Annotated in this window: 21 protein-coding genes and 1 pseudogene; 11 read left to right on the top strand and 11 right to left on the bottom strand. The window is 66.2% G+C overall.

The window, feature by feature from the left end; genetic code table 11:
• Positions 1 to 29: 29 nt before the first annotated feature.
• Positions 30 to 1,148, top strand: a complete 1,119-nt coding sequence (gene proB, locus VHP37_12670) for a glutamate 5-kinase (protein ID HEX2827195.1) — start codon at positions 30 to 32, stop codon at positions 1,146 to 1,148.
• 46 nt (positions 1,149 to 1,194) lie between these two features.
• On the opposite strand, the gene VHP37_12665 is transcribed toward proB, so the two are convergent.
• The 5 genes and pseudogenes from VHP37_12665 to VHP37_12645 all read right to left on the bottom strand — a co-directional run bounded on the left by VHP37_12665 (position 1,195) and on the right by VHP37_12645 (position 5,124).
• Positions 1,195 to 1,737 carry a CNP1-like family protein gene (locus tag VHP37_12665; protein HEX2827194.1) on the bottom strand — a complete coding sequence of 181 codons (543 nt, stop codon included), beginning with the start codon at positions 1,735 to 1,737 and terminating at the stop codon, positions 1,195 to 1,197.
• Positions 1,727 to 2,941 carry a class I SAM-dependent methyltransferase gene (locus VHP37_12660; protein ID HEX2827193.1) on the bottom strand — a complete coding sequence of 405 codons (1,215 nt, stop codon included), beginning with the start codon at positions 2,939 to 2,941 and terminating at the stop codon, positions 1,727 to 1,729. Before VHP37_12660 ends, VHP37_12665 begins: the two co-directional genes overlap by 11 nt.
• Before the next feature lie 88 nt (positions 2,942 to 3,029).
• Positions 3,030 to 3,623, bottom strand: a complete 594-nt coding sequence (locus VHP37_12655) for a CBS domain-containing protein (GenBank protein ID HEX2827192.1) — start codon at positions 3,621 to 3,623, stop codon at positions 3,030 to 3,032.
• A gap of 50 nt (positions 3,624 to 3,673) precedes the next feature.
• Positions 3,674 to 4,201 (bottom strand): annotated as a pseudogene (locus VHP37_12650) (RNA pyrophosphohydrolase).
• 137 nt (positions 4,202 to 4,338) lie between these two features.
• Positions 4,339 to 5,124, bottom strand: a complete 786-nt coding sequence (locus VHP37_12645) for a polyamine aminopropyltransferase (protein HEX2827191.1) — start codon at positions 5,122 to 5,124, stop codon at positions 4,339 to 4,341.
• Positions 5,125 to 5,184: 60 nt separating this feature from the next.
• Here VHP37_12645 and VHP37_12640 point away from each other — a divergent pair, with 60 nt between their 5' ends.
• The 4 genes from VHP37_12640 (at position 5,185) to VHP37_12625 (ending at position 8,078) form a co-directional block, all read left to right on the top strand.
• On the top strand, positions 5,185 to 6,900 hold the full coding sequence (locus VHP37_12640) for a proline--tRNA ligase (GenBank protein HEX2827190.1): 1,716 nt from the start codon (positions 5,185 to 5,187) through the stop codon (positions 6,898 to 6,900).
• Positions 6,897 to 7,541 (top strand): lytic transglycosylase domain-containing protein, encoded by a 645-nt coding sequence (locus VHP37_12635; GenBank protein HEX2827189.1) that lies wholly within the window; start codon positions 6,897 to 6,899, stop codon positions 7,539 to 7,541. The genes VHP37_12640 and VHP37_12635 overlap by 4 nt, the downstream gene beginning before the upstream one ends.
• Before the next feature lie 67 nt (positions 7,542 to 7,608).
• Positions 7,609 to 7,851: a hypothetical protein gene (locus tag VHP37_12630; GenBank protein ID HEX2827188.1), complete on the top strand. Its 243-nt coding sequence runs from the start codon at positions 7,609 to 7,611 to the stop codon at positions 7,849 to 7,851.
• Entirely contained in the window at positions 7,848 to 8,078 is a 231-nt protein-coding gene (locus VHP37_12625) for a hypothetical protein (GenBank protein ID HEX2827187.1), read from the top strand. The genes VHP37_12630 and VHP37_12625 overlap by 4 nt, the downstream gene beginning before the upstream one ends.
• A 17-nt stretch (positions 8,079 to 8,095) precedes the next feature.
• On the opposite strand, the gene VHP37_12620 is transcribed toward VHP37_12625, so the two are convergent.
• Positions 8,096 to 9,358 carry a YihY family inner membrane protein gene (locus tag VHP37_12620; protein ID HEX2827186.1) on the bottom strand — a complete coding sequence of 421 codons (1,263 nt, stop codon included), beginning with the start codon at positions 9,356 to 9,358 and terminating at the stop codon, positions 8,096 to 8,098.
• A gap of 85 nt (positions 9,359 to 9,443) precedes the next feature.
• Between VHP37_12620 and VHP37_12615 the strand changes: the two genes are divergently transcribed.
• From VHP37_12615 to VHP37_12605, 3 genes are read left to right on the top strand one after another with little or no spacing between them, the layout of a single operon-like run.
• Entirely contained in the window at positions 9,444 to 10,358 is a 915-nt protein-coding gene (locus VHP37_12615; protein HEX2827185.1) for a TylF/MycF/NovP-related O-methyltransferase, read from the top strand.
• A gap of 19 nt (positions 10,359 to 10,377) precedes the next feature.
• Positions 10,378 to 10,968, top strand: coding sequence for an NAD(P)H:quinone oxidoreductase (wrbA, locus tag VHP37_12610; GenBank protein ID HEX2827184.1), 591 nt, complete (start codon positions 10,378 to 10,380; stop codon positions 10,966 to 10,968).
• A complete protein-coding gene (locus VHP37_12605) occupies positions 10,953 to 11,315 on the top strand; it encodes a DUF2069 domain-containing protein (protein HEX2827183.1) in 363 nt (120 codons plus the stop codon). Before wrbA ends, VHP37_12605 begins: the two co-directional genes overlap by 16 nt.
• Here the strand turns inward: VHP37_12605 and VHP37_12600 are convergent.
• The 5 genes from VHP37_12600 to VHP37_12580 all read right to left on the bottom strand — a co-directional run bounded on the left by VHP37_12600 (position 11,306) and on the right by VHP37_12580 (position 17,362).
• Positions 11,306 to 12,847 (bottom strand): 2-isopropylmalate synthase, encoded by a 1,542-nt coding sequence (locus VHP37_12600; protein ID HEX2827182.1) that lies wholly within the window; start codon positions 12,845 to 12,847, stop codon positions 11,306 to 11,308. The two genes, VHP37_12605 and VHP37_12600, sit on opposite strands and share 10 nt — an antisense overlap.
• Before the next feature lie 259 nt (positions 12,848 to 13,106).
• Complete coding sequence (pssA, locus tag VHP37_12595; protein ID HEX2827181.1) at positions 13,107 to 13,931, bottom strand: CDP-diacylglycerol--serine O-phosphatidyltransferase; 825 nt, start codon at positions 13,929 to 13,931, stop codon at positions 13,107 to 13,109.
• A gap of 78 nt (positions 13,932 to 14,009) precedes the next feature.
• Positions 14,010 to 15,026 carry a ketol-acid reductoisomerase gene (gene ilvC, locus VHP37_12590; protein ID HEX2827180.1) on the bottom strand — a complete coding sequence of 339 codons (1,017 nt, stop codon included), beginning with the start codon at positions 15,024 to 15,026 and terminating at the stop codon, positions 14,010 to 14,012.
• 129 nt (positions 15,027 to 15,155) lie between these two features.
• The gene (gene ilvN, locus VHP37_12585) at positions 15,156 to 15,647 is read right to left on the bottom strand and encodes an acetolactate synthase small subunit (protein HEX2827179.1); all 492 of its coding nucleotides are present in this window, start codon (positions 15,645 to 15,647) and stop codon (positions 15,156 to 15,158) included.
• Positions 15,648 to 15,664: 17 nt separating this feature from the next.
• Positions 15,665 to 17,362 carry an acetolactate synthase 3 catalytic subunit gene (locus VHP37_12580; protein HEX2827178.1) on the bottom strand — a complete coding sequence of 566 codons (1,698 nt, stop codon included), beginning with the start codon at positions 17,360 to 17,362 and terminating at the stop codon, positions 15,665 to 15,667.
• 264 nt (positions 17,363 to 17,626) lie between these two features.
• Here VHP37_12580 and VHP37_12575 point away from each other — a divergent pair, with 264 nt between their 5' ends.
• Genes VHP37_12575 through VHP37_12565 form a run of 3 tightly spaced genes read left to right on the top strand, consistent with a single transcriptional unit; the run spans position 17,627 to position 18,992 of the window.
• On the top strand, positions 17,627 to 18,196 hold the full coding sequence (locus VHP37_12575; protein HEX2827177.1) for an RNA polymerase sigma factor: 570 nt from the start codon (positions 17,627 to 17,629) through the stop codon (positions 18,194 to 18,196).
• Positions 18,193 to 18,573 (top strand): DUF3619 family protein, encoded by a 381-nt coding sequence (locus VHP37_12570; protein HEX2827176.1) that lies wholly within the window; start codon positions 18,193 to 18,195, stop codon positions 18,571 to 18,573. The genes VHP37_12575 and VHP37_12570 overlap by 4 nt, the downstream gene beginning before the upstream one ends.
• Positions 18,549 to 18,992 (top strand): DUF3106 domain-containing protein, encoded by a 444-nt coding sequence (locus VHP37_12565; GenBank protein HEX2827175.1) that lies wholly within the window; start codon positions 18,549 to 18,551, stop codon positions 18,990 to 18,992. The genes VHP37_12570 and VHP37_12565 overlap by 25 nt, the downstream gene beginning before the upstream one ends.
• The last annotated feature ends 27 nt before the right edge of the window (positions 18,993 to 19,019 follow it).

The following is a 19,019-nucleotide window of genomic DNA, read 5'->3' as shown; positions in this document are numbered from 1 at the left end:
TCGAACCGCGCGAATCGCGCGAGCCATCCATGTCTTCCATCGTCCAGTCAGCGCAGCGCCTCGTCGTCAAGGTCGGCAGCAGCCTCGTCACCAACGAAGGCCAGGGTCTCGATCGCGCCGCGCTCGCGCGCTGGGCACAGCAGATCGCCGCGCTCAGACTCCAGGGCCGCGAGGTGGTGCTCGTCTCGAGCGGGGCGATCGCCGAAGGCATGCAGCGTCTCGGCTGGAAGCGGCGTCCGCGCGCGGTGTACGAGCTGCAGGCGGCCGCGGCGGTCGGCCAGATGGGACTGATACACGCCTACGAGGCGTGCTTCCGCGAGCACGATCTCGTCACCTCGCAGGTCCTGCTCACCCACGAGGACCTCGCCGATCGCAAACGCTACCTCAATGCGCGCTCGACCCTGCGCACGCTGCTGGCCTTAAGCGTCATCCCGATCATCAACGAGAACGACACCGTCGCGACCGACGAGATCCGCTTCGGCGACAACGACACCCTCGGCGCGCTCGTCACCAACTTGATCGAAGCCGACGCGCTGATCATCCTCACCGACCAGCAGGGGCTGTTCGACCGCGACCCGCGCAAGCATCCCGACGCGGAGCTCGTCGCGCAGGCGCGCGCAGGCGATCCGAGCCTGCGGGCGATGGCCGGCGGCGCCGGCAGCGCGATCGGGCTGGGCGGCATGCTGACCAAGGTGCTCGCGGCGGAGCGCGCCGCGCGCAGCGGAGCGCACACGGTCATCGCTTCGGGCCGCGAGCCCGACGTGCTGCTGCGGCTCGCGGCGGGAGAAGCCATCGGCTCGCAGCTCGTCGCCGAGCGCGCGACGCTCGCCGCGCGCAAGCAGTGGCTGGCCGATCATCTCCAGGTGCGCGGCCGTCTCGTGCTCGACGCGGGCGCGGTGAAAGCGCTCAAGATCGACGGCAAGAGCCTGCTGCCGATCGGCGTGTTCGAAGCGACAGGGGATTTCGAGCGCGGCGAGGCGGTGAGCTGTCTCGACGAATCGCAGCACGAGATCGCGCGCGGGCTGGTGAACTACAGCGCGGTCGAGACGCGGCGCATCCTGCGCACGCCGACCTCCGAGATCGAAGCGAAGCTGGGCTACGTCGACGAGCCCGAGCTCATACACCGCGACAACCTGGTCCTGCTGTAACGGGGTCCGACCCCGAAGATGCCGGGGCCGGACCCCATTCTCATCGCTAGTCGTCGGTCGCCGCGCCGGGGTTGAGCCCGCGTCCGCGGCGCAAGGCTTCGAGCGCGACCCGCGGCGGATTCGGCCGAGTGCGCTCGTTGCAGAAGAACTGGTGGTAGAGCGTGTGCGAGTACGGCGTGAGGTCTCTCAGCACGATGCGCTGCCACTGCGCGTTGCGCGCACGCACCCACGTGCCGTCGCGGTGGCCGATCGCGTACACCTTGCGCTCGCGGGTCTCGCAGCGTATGCCTTCGAACGAGACGTTGACCGCGCCGCCGGCGGCCTTCGCCACGACGGTGTAGCGCATCACGCCGTCCTCGCCGAGCGCGAGCGACTGCGGATCGATGAGAAAGCGGTGTGACGTCGCGGTGCCGGTCGGGATGGGGACGAGATTTTCGCCTCGGGGATAAGCCGGCATCTGCGCCTCGATCTCGCGCCACGATTTGTTGTCGTTCTCGAAATCGGCCTCGAAACCGGTCTCCGGCGGCTGGGGCTTGGCGCAGGCGGCGGCGAGCAGGAACACGCCCGCCGCGATGAAGCTACGGTGCATAGATGTATTCGCGTGACGATGGCAGCATGAGCCGCCCTTCTTCGGTGGCCTTGCCGGCGAGCACCTGGTGGATGGACATCCAGCCTCGCTCGAAGGCGTGCGCGGAGCCCGCCATGTAGATGCGCCAGATGCGGTAGACCTTCTCTCCGACGGCTTGCAGCGCGGCGTCGCGGTGCGCTTCGAGGCGGTCCACCCAATGCCACAGCGTGCGCGCGTAATGCGACCGCAGGCTCTCGACGTCCCAGCTTTCGAGCCCTTGCGCGGCCATCTCCTGGATCACGCGCGAGATGTGGGCGAGCTCGCCGCCGGGGAACACGTACTCGTCGATGAAAGCGCCGATGTCGCCGCCGATCTCGTCCTGCTCGACCGCGTTGAGCGTGATGCCGTGGTTGAGCACGAGCCCGCCGGCCTTGAGCAGCCGGAAGATCTTGGCGAAGTAAATCGGCAGGTTCTTGCGCCCGACGTGCTCGAACATGCCGACGCTCGCGATCTTGTCGAAAGGCGCGTCTTCCGGGACGTCGCGGTAGTCGAGGAGCTTCACTTCGCACAGATCCTCGAGCCCCTCCTCGGCGATGCGCGCCCTGGCGTAGGCATACTGATTCTCGGACAGCGTGATGCCCGTCGCCTTGACGCGGTAGCGCTGCGCGGCCCACAGGATGAGCGCGCCCCAGCCGCAGCCGATGTCGAGGAAGCGCTCGCCGGGTTTGAGCATGAGCTTTCTGCAGATGTGATCGAGCTTCTGCTCCTGCGCGGTATCGAGCGTGTCCTCGGCGCGCTTGAAATACCCGCAGGAATACACGCGGCGCCGGTCGAGCCACAACGCGTAGAAGTCGTCGCCGACGTCGTAATGCTGGCGGATCGACTTGCTGTCGAACGCACGGCTGTGCGCAAAGAGCCTGCGCAGCTTCGCCGCGGCGCCGTGGCCGTTCCAGGCGGGAGCGCCGGACAGCGCTTCGGAAAGCCGTATGACTTCGCGCGTCTCGCCTTCGACGTCCAGATCCTCTTCGACGTAATAGCGCGCGAGCTTGCCCATCGTCGGATTGACGAACGACGCGAGCACGCGCGGCGAGCGGATGGTGACGTTCACCGCGGGATTCCGCGCGGCGCTCACGCGCCGGCCGTTCCACAAGGTGATCGCGAGCGGAACCTGAAGCTCGCGTATGCGATGTTCGATCTGCGTGAGCAGTGCGCTGTCCTGTGCCATGTCACTCTCTCCGACGCGTGTGGCTCGACCGTAATTGTGCCACCGGCGGCGCTCAGCCGCCGCTTCGCGACCGGGGAAACGGACGGCCCTAGCGCGCGAGTTGCGCTTCGATCTCGGAGAAGGTCGCTGCGATGCCGCTGGTGGGTATCGCGATGCCGAGCTGGCGAGCGATCTGGGTCGCCGAGAACACGCCGCGCACGTTCGAGCGTCCCGCGGCGTCGCGCTCGGCGACGAGCGCATGCTGCCGTCCCGAGCGTTTCAGCGTCGTCACGATATGCCCCACGCGCGCGGTGCGCACCGCCTCGATGTCGAGCGCTTCCAGGCGCTCCTGCGGCGTCATCACGTCGCGCACCACGAGCTCCTCGCGGCGTATGCCGCGTTGGGTCACCGCCTGCATCGGCTTCTCGCCGAGGATATCGGTGGCGGTGATCACGCCCGCGACCCGGCGGTTCTGATCGACGACGAGCAGCAGGCGCACGCCGCGCTGGATCATGCGCCGATGCGCTTCGTCGAGGGTGTCCCCGGACAGGATGATCACCGCGGTGACCGACTTGAAATCGGTCATCACGTTCTGCGCGGGATCTTCCAGCGTCACCCGCTCGGGAACGGCCTGCGAAGGCTGGGCGTAACCGCTGCCGGCGGGGAGCAGCGAGATGTCGAGCGGCGCGTAGTCGCGAAGCATGGGGGGCCTTATCGAGATGCGGCGGGGCGCGGCGGTGCGATAGGCGCCTATCCGCGTGAGAGCTGGGCGGACGCGCGCTCGTGCAAACGCGACCGATAGTCGTTGCGGCGCCGCAGGTAGCGCGAGAGCTCCTGCAGCGCTTTCTGGTAGACCTCGCGCTTGAAGTCGATCACCGCCTCCATGGGCACCCAGTAATCGCTCCAGCGCCAGGCGTCGAATTCCGGTTTCTCGTTGGCTCGCAGGCAGACGTCGCAGTCGCGGCCGACCAGCCGCAGCAGGAACCAGATCTGCTTCTGTCCGCGGTAATTGCCGCGCCAGTCGCGCTTGATCCACTGGTCCGGGACGTCGTAGCGCAGCCAGTCGCGGGTGCGGCCGAGGATCTTGACGTGGTGGGGAGCGAGGCCGACTTCCTCCTGAAGCTCGCGGTACATCGCCAGCTCGGGGGTCTCACCCGGCTTTATCCCGCCTTGTGGAAACTGCCACGAGTGCTCCCGCACCCGCTTGCCCCAGAACACTTCGTCCTTGTGATTACAGAGAATGATGCCAACGTTGGGGCGATAACCGTCACGATCGATCATGTCCGTTTACCCCTAAGTGCGTCAGTTTTCAGCATTTTTTCACACTAACCGCATGCTGAAAAGCCCGCCGGACGACTTGGGGACCTCCTTCCCGCGCCGTGTTTGGCGTAAGCATAACCCGGCATCTCACGCCAGGATCACGGATACAGGGACTGCGCATCGTGCGGGTTCATTTTCTTGAGACTCTGCACGAAGCGGGAAAATTCGAGCGCATGCAGCGATTCGAGCTCGCGCGCACGGGCCTCCAGCGCCGACCACGCCAGCGGACCCGGCTTGCGCTCGAAACCGAACACGACCACGTTGCCCGGGCGCTCGGCCGGCAGGCACAGGGTGCCGCCGGGAAAGGCGTCCTCGATGCGCCTGGAGAGCGTGTAGAAGAGCTTGTCCCCGCCCCACAGGTTGACCGCCATCACGCCGCCCGGCGTGAGGCGCTCGCGGCAGGCGGCGTAGAACGCCGCGGTCGCGACCTCTTCCACGTGCCGGTCGGCCTCGTAGCCGTCGACCAGGATCGCGTCGGCGCGGACGTCCTCGCGCCGCACGTGCTCGGCCCCGTCGCCGACGATCACCTGCAGCCGCTCGTCGTCGGGCGGCACGTTGAAAGACCGGCGCGCGATGGCGACCACCCGCGGATTGACCTCGATCGCGTCGACGCGCGCCTCGGGCAGCCGGTGATACACGAACTTGGCGAGCGATCCGCCGCCCAGGCCGATCATCAGGACGCGCCGGGGCGCCGGCACGAACAGCAGGAAGCTCATCATGCTGCGCGTATACGAAAGCTCGAGATCGTTGGGCCGCGCGATGCGCATCGAGCTCTGGATGGTGTCGCTCCCGATGTGCAGCGAGCGCACGCCGTGGCGCTCGCTCACGTACACGCTCTCTTCGTCTTCGGCGGCCTTGCGGCGCCAGCGGGACAGCAGGTTCATCGCTCAGGATCGTTACAAGGTCCGGTAGAATAAGGGGTTTTCGCTACTGCTTACCAGAACATGAGAAGCTCCCGGTTCTTCATTTCCACGCTCAAGGAAGCGCCTTCCGAAGCCGAGGTCGTCAGCCACAAGCTGATGCTGCGGGCGGGACTCATCAAGCGGCTCACCGCGGGCGTCTACACCTGGATGCCGCTGGGTCTGCGCGTGCTGCGGCGCGTCGAAGCGATCGTGCGCGAGGAGATGAACCGGAGCGGCGCCATCGAGCTCTCGATGCCGACCGTGCAGCCCGCCGAGCTGTGGCAGGAGTCCGGCCGCTGGGAGCAGTACGGCCCCGAGCTCCTCCGGTTCAAGGACCGCCACCAGCGCGACTACTGCTACGCCCCGACCGCCGAGGAAGTGGTGAGCGACACGATCCGGCGCGAGGTGAAGAGCTACCGGCAGCTGCCGCTCAACCTCTACCAGATCCAGACCAAGTTCAGGGACGAGATCCGTCCCCGCTTCGGGGTGATGCGCGGCCGCGAGTTCCTGATGAAGGACGCGTACTCCTTCCACGCGGACAAGGAGAGCCTGGACGCCACCTACCGCGAGATGCACGACTGCTACAGCCGCATCTTCGAGCGGCTGGGGCTCTCGTTTCGCGCCGTCGCGGCGGACACCGGCAGCATCGGCGGGACCGGCTCGCACGAGTTCCACGTCCTTGCGGACTCGGGCGAAGACGCCATCGCCTACTGCCCGGCCTCCGATTACGCGGCCAACGTCGAGCTTGCCGAGGCGCTCAGCCCGACGCAGCCGCGGCCGACACCGGCGACGGCATTGACCAAGGTCCACACCCCCGGCGTCAAGACGATCGCGGACCTCTGCGCCTTTCTCAAGGTCGAGCCGCAGAACACCGTTAAAGCCGTGGTAGTGGACGGCGAAGACGGCCGGCCGGTGCTGCTGATGCTGCGCGGCGATCACGAGCTGAATCTGATCAAGGCCGGCAAGCTGGAGGGCCTGGCCCAGCCGGTGCGATTCTCGTCGGCGGAGGCGATCCAGGCGGCTTTCGGCGCGGCGCCGGGCTCGCTGGGGCCGATCGGCTTCAAGGGCCGGGTGATCGCCGATCGGGCGCTCGCCGGTATGGCCGATTTCGTCATCGGCGCGAACGAGGACGACCACCACTACACGGGCGCGAACACGGGGCGCGATTTCCCGCAGATGGAGGTGTTCGACATCCGCAACGTGGTCGTCGGCGATCCGAGTCCCGACGGCAAAGGGACGCTCGATATCTGCCGCGGCATTGAGGTCGGTCACATCTTCCAGCTGCGGACGAAGTATTCGGACGCCATGAACCTCACCTTCCTCGACGAAGCGGGGAAATCGCGGATCATGGAGATGGGCTGCTACGGGATCGGGGTCACGCGTGTCGTGGCGGCGGCGATCGAGCAGAACCACGACGACAAGGGCATCATCTTCCCGCAGGCGATGGCGCCGTTCGACGTCGGCATCGTCGCCATCGGGATGAAGAAGAGCGAGCGCGTACGCGAGGTTGCGGAAAAGCTACACGACGAGCTCACTCGGGCCGGCGTGGAAGTACTCCTTGACGATCGCGACGAGCGGCCCGGTATCATGTTCGCCGACATGGAGCTGATCGGCGTCCCGCACCGGATCGTGATCGGTGAGCGGGGACTCAAGGAAGGCAACGTCGAGTATCAGGGCCGGCGCGACGAGAAGGCGCAGCCGCTCGCCGTGGACGCGGCCCTGGAATTCGTGAAGACGAGGACGAGCGGGACCCGATGAGATTGAAGCGTACCTTGCGAGTGCTGCTCGCCTGCGCCATGACGGCAGGCGCGCCCGCGGCTTTTGCGGGTGCGCAGATCTACGAGCCGCTCTCGGCGAGCGTGCAGGCGGCGCTCAGCAAGGCGGTCGCCGACCAGGCCGTGCCGTACCTCGCTTTCCAGAGCGAGGCGGAAGCGCGTGCGTGGCTCGACGTCATGTCGGCGCGGCTTGCCAAGCGCATCCCCGACCGCGTCGTGCGCGAGGAGCTCCTCGTCACCGTCCACTACGAAGCGAAGCGCGCGGGTCTCGACCCGCAGCTCGTGCTCGGGTTGATCCAGGTCGAGAGCGCGTTCCGCAAGTACGCGGTGTCGTCCGCCGGGGCGCGCGGCTTCATGCAGGTGATGCCGTTCTGGGTCAAGGCGATCGGCGGCGGTAAAGAGCACAACCTCTTCCACCTGCGCACCAACCTGCGCTTCGGCTGCGTGATCCTCCGCCACTATCTCGACATCGAGAAAGGCGATCTCTACCGCGCGCTGGGCCGCTACAACGGCAGCCTCGGCAAGCCGCAGTATCCGAACACCGTGCTCGCGGCGTGGCGCGGCCACTGGACCTATCCCGACTCGCGCAAGCACGCGGGCAATCCCTCCGCCCCGACGATGTAACGCCGCCCGCGACACCGCGGGCACGCTCGCTGCTTTGAACGGCATAAACCGTCCAAGCGGAGAGGTCATGGAGCGTTGGCAGTTCATCGAGAGCCCGAACGGCGCGTGGTACTGGGTGTGTTCCGATGTGATCTCGCATCGAACGCGGACGAGCGCGTCGACCTTCGCCACGCGCCACGAGTGCGTCGCGAATGCCATCGGTTCCGGTTATCAGTCGAACGCTCCCGGCGGCGCGCCCGCACCCGTGAAGCGCGCCTCCGGCCGTCGTCGCGGCGGAAACAAACAACGCAGGGAGCGCACCTACGCATGATTACGCCATCGTCCGGCCAGTGGGAGTTCATGCAGACGCGCAGCGTCAAGTGGAAATGGCGCCAGCTCGGCGCCGAGGGCATCGTGCTCGGCGAATCGCCCGAGTTCGCGTTCCTCGCCCAGTGCATGAAGCACGCGGAGCAGAACGGCTTCTCCGTCGACGATCACGTCATCAGCTGCGAAAAAGGCGCGGCGCTCTGGAGCGATCCTCCGGCGATGCAGGTCTGACGCGCCTCATTTGCATCCTACGCGCTGACGATCGCGCGCGGGACCTCCTTGCCCGCGAGCTCGTGCCTGCGCTCCGCGGCGACGAAGAGCTCGTGCAGCGTGAGCCGCGTGGTCTCGCTCATGCGCTCGCCCATCTCGTGAACCAGCGCTTCGAGCGCGGCGTCGGCCTCGCGTCCCGGCCGGTGCGCCTCGGCACGGAACACGAACAGTCCGAACACGTCCTGCACCGTGACGGTCGTCGCGTCGCGATGCAGGACCCAGCCGTTCGGGAGCGTGCGTCTCACCCAGCCCGCCTCGACCATCGTATCGAGGATGTGCTCGACGTTCTCGATGCGCACCGTCGCCGCGCCGAGCAGCGCGGGCAGCGTCACCGGCGAGCCGCTGTGATGGGCGCGCCAGAGTATCTTCAAGATCTGCAGCGCGTCGAAGAAATCGCTCCCCGGCACCGCTTCGCGCTGCCCTGCGCCCGCGCGCCATTCCGGGAGGGACGCGACGACGACCGCGCCGAAGATCACCACCAGCCACGACAGGTACACCCACAGGAGGAACACCGGGAACGTGGCGAACGCGCCGTAGACCAGCGTGTACGTGGGAAACGACGCCACGTAGATCGCGAAGCCGCGCTTCATGAGCTCGAACGCGACGCCGGCCAGCAGCCCCCCGATCAGCGCGTCGCGGGGTGCGATGCGCCGGTTGGGCATCGTCATGTACAGCAGGGCGAACGCGATCGAGGTGAGCGCGACGGGCACCGTCGACAGCAGGACCACGCCCGCGCCCGGCACGCTGCGCACCAGCCCGACCGCCTGGCTCACGAGCCACGACGTCAACGTGAGGCTCGCCCCGATCAGCACCGGCCCCACCGTGATCAGCGTCCAGTACACCAGCACGCGCTGAACGACCGGGCGCGGCCTTTTCACGCGCCAGATGTCGTTGAAGGCGCGCTCGATCGTGAGCAGCAGCATGATCGACGTCACAACGAGGAAGGCGATGCCGACCGCGGTGAGCTTGGCCGCGTTGCGGCTGAACTGCTCGGTGTAGACGGCCACCGAGTCGGCCGACGTCGGCACGAGATTGTCCAGGATGAACGTCTGCAGGGCCGACATCACGCTGCCGAACACCGGGAAAGCGGCGATCATCGTCACCGCGATGGTCACCATGGGCACCAGCGCGAGCAGCGCGGTATACGTGAGGCTCGATGCGATCTGCATGCAGCGGTCTTCGTTGAAGCGCCGCAAGACCGTGCGGACGAGGTCGACAAAGCGTAGAGCGCGCGGATTCATGTGAGAGTTGGAGTCGGCCGACGGCGGTCGTCACTATAATACCGGCCTGCGATCGTCACATCATGCGCGTAGGCAGCGCGTCCCCATGCCCGAGAGCTTCGAACTGTCGGAGTTTCTTTCCGATGCCCGCGCCTGTTTCGAGACCGGCCATGCCGGAACCGCGGTCGACATCCTCCTCGAAGCCCTCGATGCGTTCGACCGGATGCCGGAGGCCGCCGAGCGCATTCGGGCCATGCTCGCGGACATCTGCTGCTCGTTCTGGAACGGCCCGGCGCAGGACGAAGGCCGGCAGCTCACCGAGCGCGTGGTGAGCGACGCGCTGCGGCGAACGGGCGCGGACGTGGAACCGGCATACCTCGCGCTGTACGCCGAAGCGTGCGTCCTCACCGGCTCGTCGCCCTTCCCCGCACGGCGGGCACTGCGCCACCGCAATCTCGTCGGATTGTTCCGGCAGGTGACCGCGGCCGCGCCGGGCGAGGTCGCCGAATGCGGTTGCGCGCGCGGCCTTTCCTTCGTTCAACTGTGCCTCGCGCATCGGGAAACCCATCCGGGCTGGCGCGGCGAGGGTTTTCACATCTTCGATTCGTTCGAAGGCCTCAGCGCTCCGGTGGCCGAGGATCTGGCCTTCACCGACGTGGCCGACGCGGCGGTCGCGCGCGCGAACATGGCCCAGGGACATTTCGCATTTGCGCTGGACGTCGTCAGGGGCAATGTCCATCCGCGTTTTCCGCGAGTGGCGCTGCACCCCGGCTGGATCCCGCAAAGCCTCGCCGCACAGCCGGAGCGCACGTACCGCTTCGTGCATCTCGACGTCGACCTGTACGAGCCCACGCGCGGCGGTCTCGAATATTTCGTTCCGCGGCTTGCCGCGGGCGGGATGGTGGTGACCGACGATTACAACTGGCCGGGCGCGAAAAAAGCGTTCGACGATTTCTGCAGGGACGCCGGTCTGGCGGTGCAAGTCACCGATACGTCGCAGGCGTATGCGGTGAAAAACTGATGGACGAGCGGGAGATTCGATGAAGGAAGTGCTGGTGCTCTATTACAGCCGTTACGGCGCCGTGAGACAGATGGCGCAACTGCTCGCGCGCGGCGTGGGCGAGGTGCAGGGCATGAGCGCCCGCGTGCGCACCGTGCCGCCGGTGTCGCCCACGTCCGAAGCGACGAGCCCCGCGATACCCGAGGAGGGTGCGCCCTATGTCGAGCTTTCGGATCTCACCGAATGCGCCGCGCTCGCGCTGGGCTCGCCGACGCGCTTCGGCAACATGGCCGCGCCGATGAAGCACTTCCTCGATACGACGTCCAGCCTGTGGCTGTCGGGCGCGCTCGCCGGCAAACCGGCTGCGGTGTTCACGTCGACATCTTCGATGCACGGGGGGCAGGAGACGACGCTCGTCTCGATGATGCTGCCGCTCCTCCACCACGGCATGCTCATCGTCGGGGTGCCGTATACCGAGCCCGATCTCATCGCGACGCGGAGCGGCGGCACACCGTACGGCGCGAGCCACACCGCGGGCGCGCACAGCGATCTGGCGATCACCGACCACGAGAAACGGCTGTGCGTCGCGCTCGGACGCAGGCTCGCGACCTTCGCATGCAAGCTCGCCTGAGCGCGCCGGTCCTGCACCGCATCGCCGCCGCGCTGCTGGTCGCGCTGGTGGCGCTGTGCATTGCGTGGGAATTGTGGCTCGCGCCGCTGCGCCCCGGCGGCTCGTGGCTCGCGCTCAAAGTGCTGCCGCTCGCGCCGGCGCTGCCGGGCGTGCTCAAGGGACGGCTCTACACCTTCCGCTGGGCGATGATGCTCGTGCTCGTCTACTTCATCGAAGGCACGGTGCGCGCGTGGAGCGAGCGCGGCACGTCGGCCACGCTCGCGATCGTGGAGATCGTGCTCGCGCTCGGGTTTTATGCCACCGCGATCGCATACGTGCGCGTATCGCGGCGGGCGCCTCAGACCTGAGGGTTCACTCTCTCGAGCTTCGAGGTCAGCTTGTTCAGCGCGTCGATGTAGGCTTTGGCCGACGCGACGACGATGTCGGTGTCCGCGCCGTTGCCGTTGACGATGCGCCCGCCTTTCGACAGCCGAACGGTCACTTCACCTTGGGCGTCGGTGCCGGTGGTGATGCTGTTCACCGAGTACAGAAGCAGCTCCGCGCCGCTCTTCACCACGCTCTCGATGGCCTTGAACGACGCGTCGACCGGGCCGCTGCCGTCCGATTCGGCGTGCACTTCGCGCCCGCCGTCGGAGATCACCAGCTTGGCGATCGGCTGCTCGCCGGTCTCGCTGTGCGCCATGAGCGATACGAGACGATAGTGGTCGTCGACCTGCGCCTCGTCCTCTCCTTCGGAGATGAGGGCATGCAGGTCCTCGTCGAAGATCTCGTGCTTCTTGTCCGCGAGGTCCTTGAAGCGCTTGAACGCGCTGTTGAGCGCTTCCTCCGAGCCGATCTCGATGCCCAGCTCGGCGAGGCGCGACTTGAACGCGTTGCGCCCGCTGTGCTTGCCGAGCACGAGCTTGTTCGCGTTCCAGCCCACGTCCTGCGCGCGCATGATCTCGTAGGTCTCGCGGCTCTTGAGCACGCCGTCCTGGTGGATGCCCGACTCGTGCGCGAACGCGTTGGCGCCGACAATCGCCTTGTTGGGCTGCACCGGGAAACCGGTGACGCTCGACACGAGGCGGCTGGCGGGCACGATCTGCGTGGTGTCGATGAGCGTCTCGCACGGGAACATGTCGCTGCGCGTCTTCACCGCCATCACGATCTCCTCGAGCGCCGCGTTGCCCGCGCGCTCGCCGAGACCGTTGACCGTGCACTCGACCTGCCGCGCGCCGTTGAGCACCGCCGAGAGCGAGTTCGCCACCGCGAGGCCGAGGTCGTTGTGGCAGTGGACGGACCATACGACCTGGTCGGAGTTCGGCACGCGCTCGCGCAGCGTCTTGATGAGGTTGCCGAAGGCGTCGGGGAGCGTATAGCCGACGGTATCGGGGATATTGATCGTCTTCGCCCCCGCCTTGATCGCCTGCTCGACGATGCGGCAGAGGAAATCGATGTCGGAGCGGCCGGCGTCTTCGGCGGAGAACTCGATATCGTCGGTGTACTGGCGCGCCCATCCGATCGCGCGCACCGCCTGATCGATCACCTGCGAAGGCTCCATGCGCAGCTTCTTCTCCATGTGGATCGGCGAGGTGGCGATGAAGGTGTGCACCCGCGGCCGCGCGGCGACCTTCACCGCTTCGCCGCAGCGCCGGACGTCGTTCTCGTTCGCGCGCGCCAGGCCGCAGATCACGCTGTCCTTCACCGCTCTCGCGACCGCCTGCACCGCCGCGAAGTCGCCGTCGCTCGCCGCGGGGAATCCCGCCTCGATCACGTCGACTTTCATGCGCTCGAGCTGGCGCCCGATGCGGATCTTCTCTTCCTTGGTCATCGACGCGCCGGGGCTCTGCTCGCCGTCGCGCATCGTCGTGTCGAATATGATCAATCGGTCCTTAGCCATGCTTCTCTCCATCTGCCGCGGGCGCCGTCAAGTGTGTGTCGCGCCTCGCAATGAGCTACGCCCCGGAGCGGTTGCCCGCGCCGGCCGGATACTACGAGATGTGGGGTAAGTGTTAGCGCGCGCGAACGCGCAGCGGCAGGCCGGCCAGCAGAAGGCTGGCGGAAAGAAGGGCTGCGAGAGCAGCGATGGCCTGTAAGGAGATCATGGAGCGGCCAATATAGCGGCATTCGAGCGCACGCGCAACCGAGCCGCGGCGGGATCATGCCTGCGGCGGCCCCTTGGACGCCGGTCTGCGGCCGAACGCGCCGAACAGCCACATCGCATAACCCGAGATCGCGTATCCGCCGAAGAGCAGGAACAGCATCTCGGGCAGCGTGCTCGCGAACGCGATCAGGAACACGAGCGCCATCGCGATCCCGACCACGACCGAGAACGAGACGCTCTTGCGCAGGTTGATGTCCTTGCCGCTGTAGAACTTCACGTTGCTCACCATCGTGAGCCCGGCGAACATCGTCACGCCCCAGGCGATCCACCGCACGGCGGTGCGATCGACCTGGTACTGCTCCATCGCCCACACCATGCCGGCGATGAGACTCGCCGCGGCAGGGCTCGGCAGGCCCTGGAAAAAGCGCTTGTCGACGACGTCGATGTTGGTGTTGAAGCGCGCGAGCCGCAGCGCCGCGCACGCGCAATAGACGAAGGCGGCGATCCACCCGAGGCGTGCGCTGAGCCACGGACCCAGCATCGTCACGGTCTTGACCGCGGCGAAGTCGGCGAGCGCCCAGTGATAGACGACGAGCGCGGGCGCCACGCCGAACGACACCATGTCCGACAGGCTGTCGAGCTCGGCGCCGAAAGCGCTCTGGGTGTGGGTGAGACGCGCGACGCGCCCGTCCATGCCGTCGAGCACCATCGCGACGAAGATCGCGATGGCGGCCTGCTCGTAGCGGCCGCCCATCGCCTGCACGATCGCGTAGAAGCCCGAGAACAAGGCCATGATCGTGAACGAGTTCGGCAGCCAGTAAATCCCCCGGCGGCCGAACCGGGATTTCACGAAGACCTTGTGCTCGCGCGGTTCAAGCATGGGCGCTACCCGTCGACGTGCGCCACGAGATCGCCACGTCGCTGCCGCTGCTCGCGATGACGCGCGTTACCACGCGCATCAGTTCTTGCTCGTGTCGACCAGCCGGTTCTTCTTGATCCACGGCATCATGTCGCGCAGCTTCGCGCCCACCTGCTCGACCTGGTGCTCCTTGCCCAGGCTGCGCATCGCCTTCAGCGTGGGCGCGCCGGCGCGATTCTCGAGGATGAACTCGCGCGCGAACTGTCCTTGCTGGATCTCGCGCAGGATCTTCTTCATCTCGGCCTTGGTCTCGTCGGTGACGATACGCGGGCCGCGCGTGAAGTCGCCGTACTCGGCGGTGTTCGAAATCGAGTAGCGCATGTTGGCGATGCCGCCCTCGTAGATGAGGTCGACGATGAGCTTCACTTCGTGCAGGCACTCGAAGTACGCCATCTCGGGCGCGTAGCCCGCTTCGACCAGCGTCTCGAAACCGGCCTGGATGAGCGCGGTGAGCCCGCCGCAGAGCACGACCTGCTCGCCGAAGAGATCGGTCTCGCACTCTTCACGGAAGGTGGTCTCGATCACGCCGCCGCGCGCTGCGCCGATCGCCGCGGCATACGACAGCGCGACGTCGCGCGCCTTGCCCGACGCGTCCTGCGCGACCGCGATCAGCGCCGGCACGCCGCCGCCCTGGGTGTAGGTGGAACGCACGAGGTGGCCGGGACCCTTCGGCGCGATCATGATGACGTCGAGGTCGGCGCGCGGCTCGATCTGCTTGAAATGGATGTTGAAGCCGTGCGCGAACGCGAGCGTCGCGCCTTTCTTGATGTTGGGCTCGATCTCGTTCTTGTAGACCTCGGCGTGAGTCTCGTCCGGCAGCAGGATCATGACGACGTCGGCGCCCTTCACCGCTTCGCCGACTTCCTTCACATCCACACCGGCGTTCTTCGCCTTGTTCCACGACGAGCCGTCCTTGCGCAGGCCGACGGTGACCTTCACGCCGGAGTCCTTGAGGTTGTTCGCGTGCGCGTGGCCCTGCGAGCCGTAGCCGATGATCGCGACCTGCTTGCCTTTGATCAGTGAGAGGTCGGCGTCCTTGTCGTAATAGATCTTCATGTAAGTCCCCAGATAAATCGTGAAATGTGAAACGTGAAACGTGAAACGCGTGAAAGGTGCGCGGCGAATCTGGAAACCGGCGTGGCGCCTGACGTTTCACGTTTCACTCGACCGCGCCGCACGTTTCACTCAAACGCGCAGGACGCGATCCCCGCGGCCGATGCCCGACGCGCCGGTGCGCACGGTCTCGAGGATCGCTGCGCGGTCGATCGCCTTCAGGAACGCGTCGAGCTTCGAACCGGTGCCGGTGAGCTCGATCGTGTAGTCCTTCTCGGTGACGTCGATGATGCGGCCGCGGAAGATGTCGGCCATGCGTTTCATCTCCTCGCGGTCCTTGCCGATCGCCCGCACCTTGACCAGCATGAGCTCGCGCTCGATGTGCTCGCCTTCGGACAGATCGACGACCTTCACGACGTCGATCAGCTTGTTCAGCTGCTTGGTGATCTGCTCGATCACTTCGTCCGAGCCCGAGGTGACGATGGTCATCCTCGACAGCGTCGCGTCCTCCGTGGGGGCGACCGTGAGCGATTCGATGTTGTAGCCGCGGGCGGAAAAAAGGCCCGAGACCCGGGAAAGCGCGCCTGCCTCGTTCTCGAGCAGGACTGAAACGATGTGCCGCATGATTGTTCTTGTTCGGTTTAGACCAGGATCATCTCCGAGAGGCCCTTGCCTCCCGGGACCATCGGGAACACGTTCTCCGTCTGATCGGTGACGAAATCGAGGAAGACGAGATCGTCCTTGCGCGCGAAGGCGTCGCGCAGCGCACCTTCGACGTCGCCCGGCTTCTCGATGCGCATGCCGCTGTGGCCGTACGACTCGGCGAGCTTCACGAAGTCGGGCAGCGCGTCCATGTACGACTCGGCGTAGCGGTTGCCGTGGAAGAACTCCTGCCACTGCCGAACCATGCCCATGTAGCGGTTGTTCAGGTTCACGATCTTGATGGGCAGGTGATACTGCTTGCAGGTCGACAGCTCCTGGATGCACATCTGGATGCTCGCCTCGCCCGTCACGCACGCGACCTGCGCCTCCGGATGCGCGAGCTGCACGCCCATAGCGGACGGCAGGCCGAAGCCCATGGTGCCCAGGCCCCCGGAGTTGATCCAGCGGCGCGGCTGGTCGAACTTGTAGAACTGCGCGGCCCACATCTGGTGCTGGCCGACATCGGAGGTGACGTAAGCCTCGCCCTTGGTGATCTCGTACAGCTTCTGGATCACGTACTGCGGCTTGATGATCGCGCTCGAGCGGTCGTACGCGAGGCAATCGCGGCCGCGCCACAGCTCGATCTGGGTCCACCACGTCTTCAGCGCCTCGGCGTCGGGCTTCACCGAAGAGCTTTCGAACTGGCGGATGAACTCCTCGAGCACCTCTTTCACGTTGCCGACGATCGGCACGTCGACCTTCACCCGCTTCGAGATCGACGACGGGTCGATGTCGACGTGGATGATGGTGCGCTCCTGGTCGAAGAAGTGCTTGGGATTGCCGATGACGCGGTCGTCGAAGCGCGCGCCGATCGCGAGCAGCACGTCGCAGTGCTGCATGGCCATGTTCGCTTCGTACGTGCCGTGCATGCCGAGCATGCCGAGGAACTGGCGGTCGGTCGCGGGATAGCCGCCGAGGCCCATCAGGGTATTGGTGATGGGGAAACCGAGCTGCCGCACGAGCTGCGTGAGCTGCGGAGCGGCGTCGCCGAGGATGACGCCGCCGCCGGTGTAGATCATCGGCCGCTTGGCGGCGAGCAGCGCCTGGATCGCTTTCTTGATCTGGCCCGCGTGGCCCTTGACCACGGGGTTATACGAGCGCATCGCCACTTTCGACGGGTAATCGAACTCGGTCTTGTGCTGCGTCACGTCCTTCGGGATATCGACCACGACCGGGCCGGGACGGCCGCTGGCGGCGATGTAGAACGCTTTCTTGATCGTGCTCGCCAGCTCCCGGACGTCCTTCACCAGGAAGTTGTGCTTCACGCACGGGCGGGTGATGCCGACGGTGTCGCTTTCCTGGAAAGCGTCCTGGCCGATCGCGGCGGTGGGCACCTGGCCGGTGATGATGACGAGCGGGATCGAGTCCATGTACGCGGTCGCGATACCGGTGACGGCGTTGGTGACGCCGGGCCCGGACGTGACCAGCGCGACGCCGACCTTCTCGGTCGAACGCGCGTAGCCGTCCGCGGCGTGGACCGCACCCTGCTCGTGGCGGCACAGTACGTGCCGGACCTTGTTCTGCTTGAAAAGCTCGTCGTACAGGAAGAGCACCGCGCCGCCGGGGTAGCCGAAAATGTAATCGACACCCTCCTCCTGCATGCAGCGAACAAAGATCTCAGCACCGGTGAGTTGCATGATTGAAGCGTGGGGACCGAAAAGAGGCGAAAACGTGAAACCTTACAGTCTGCGGCGCTGCGGGTCAAGTAAAACGCCTCTTTTATCAGTATGATAGGCGCGGTGCAGGCACGGCGGGCACGACGCTTTCCCGAGCGCTTTCCGCGTCTTGCGCGAGGTCTCTTCTGCTAAGATGCCGTGCCGTCGGGCGTCGCTTACGCTGGCGCGACGTGCGCGAGACGAGAAAACGACGCGCACCCGGTACATCTTTCAGGGCAAAGCCAACTGGCCACTCGCAACGAACTGTCCGATTTCCTCGCGGAGGTCGAGCGCCGCGCATACAAGCAGGCGCTCTTCGCGGTGCGTGACGATCATCTCGCGCTGGACATCGTGCAGGACGCGATGCTGAAGCTCGCCGAGAAGTATTCGGAGCGCCCGGCCGAAGAGTTGCCTCTGCTGTTCCAACGCATCCTGCAGAACGCCATACGGGACTTCTACCGCCGCCAGAAAGTCCGGGCGCTCTGGACCACCCCCGTCTCGGCGCTCTTCGGATCGGGCGAAAGCGACGAGGAATTCGATCCTCTGGAAACTCTTGAGGTCGAGAGCGAATCGAAGTGGAACGAACCGCCTCCCGAACAATTGGCCAGGACGCAAGTGCTTGAGGTCATTGAAAAAGCGCTGGAAAAGCTGCCCGAGCGTCAACGCCAGGCTTTTTTGTTGCGTTACTGGGAGGAAATGGATGTCGCCGAGGCGGCGAAAGTCATGGGTTGCTCGGAGGGCAGCGTGAAGACGCATTGCTCCCGCGCGACCCACGCGCTCGCAGCGGTGCTCGAGAAACAGGGGATCAAGTTATGAACGAACAGGACGAGCTGGGCCGGCGCATCGCCGGCCGCCTCGACGACGGCGCGGACGGTGTCGGTCCGGCGCAGCGCGAGCGCCTGCGGGCCGCGCGCAAGCTTGCGCTGGAAAGACACCACGAGACGCGCTCGCGCTCTCTGGTGCCGAGCCTCGCGACGGGCATCGGCAATATCACCGAGCGCCCGATATTCGGGATCCAGTACCTCATCCCGATGGCGGCCCTGGTCCTGGGCCTCGCCGGCGTCGTCTACATGCATTACACGCCGACCAACGAAATCGCCGATATCGACGTGGGGCTCCTGACCGATGACCTGCCGATCAACGCCTACCTCGATCAGGGCTTCGATTCATGGTTAAAACGCTCGGGGCGCTGATCGTCTGGCTATGTCTTGCGTTCCCGGTCTTCGCCGCACAGTCTCCCGCCGCAGGTAAAAAGCCGGCGAAGCCGGCCTGGACCGAGCTGACAGCGAACCAGCAGAAGGTCCTCGCGCCGCTGCAGCCGGAATGGGAGACGCTCGATACGACGCGCCGCAGAAAATGGGTGTCGATCGCCGATCGCTACCCCACCATGAAGCCCGAGCAGCAGGAGCGCCTGAACAAGCGCATGCAGGAGTGGGCCAAGCTCACCCCCGATGAGCGCAAGGCGGCCCGCGAGAAGTACCAGAGCCTCAGGAAACAACCCGCCAAGAAGCGCGACGAGGTGAAGCGGCGCTGGCAGGAATACGAGCAGTCCAAGACGCCTGCTCCGGAGCCGGAGACGCCGACGCCCGCGGCCCAGACACCGCCGGGCTAGGCCGCCGCAGCACCCCGCCTCTTTCCC

Source organism: Burkholderiales bacterium (assembly GCA_036262035.1).
Classification (GTDB): Bacteria; Pseudomonadota; Gammaproteobacteria; order Burkholderiales; family SG8-41; genus JAQGMV01.
This window is presented reverse-complemented; position numbering and strand designations above follow the sequence as displayed.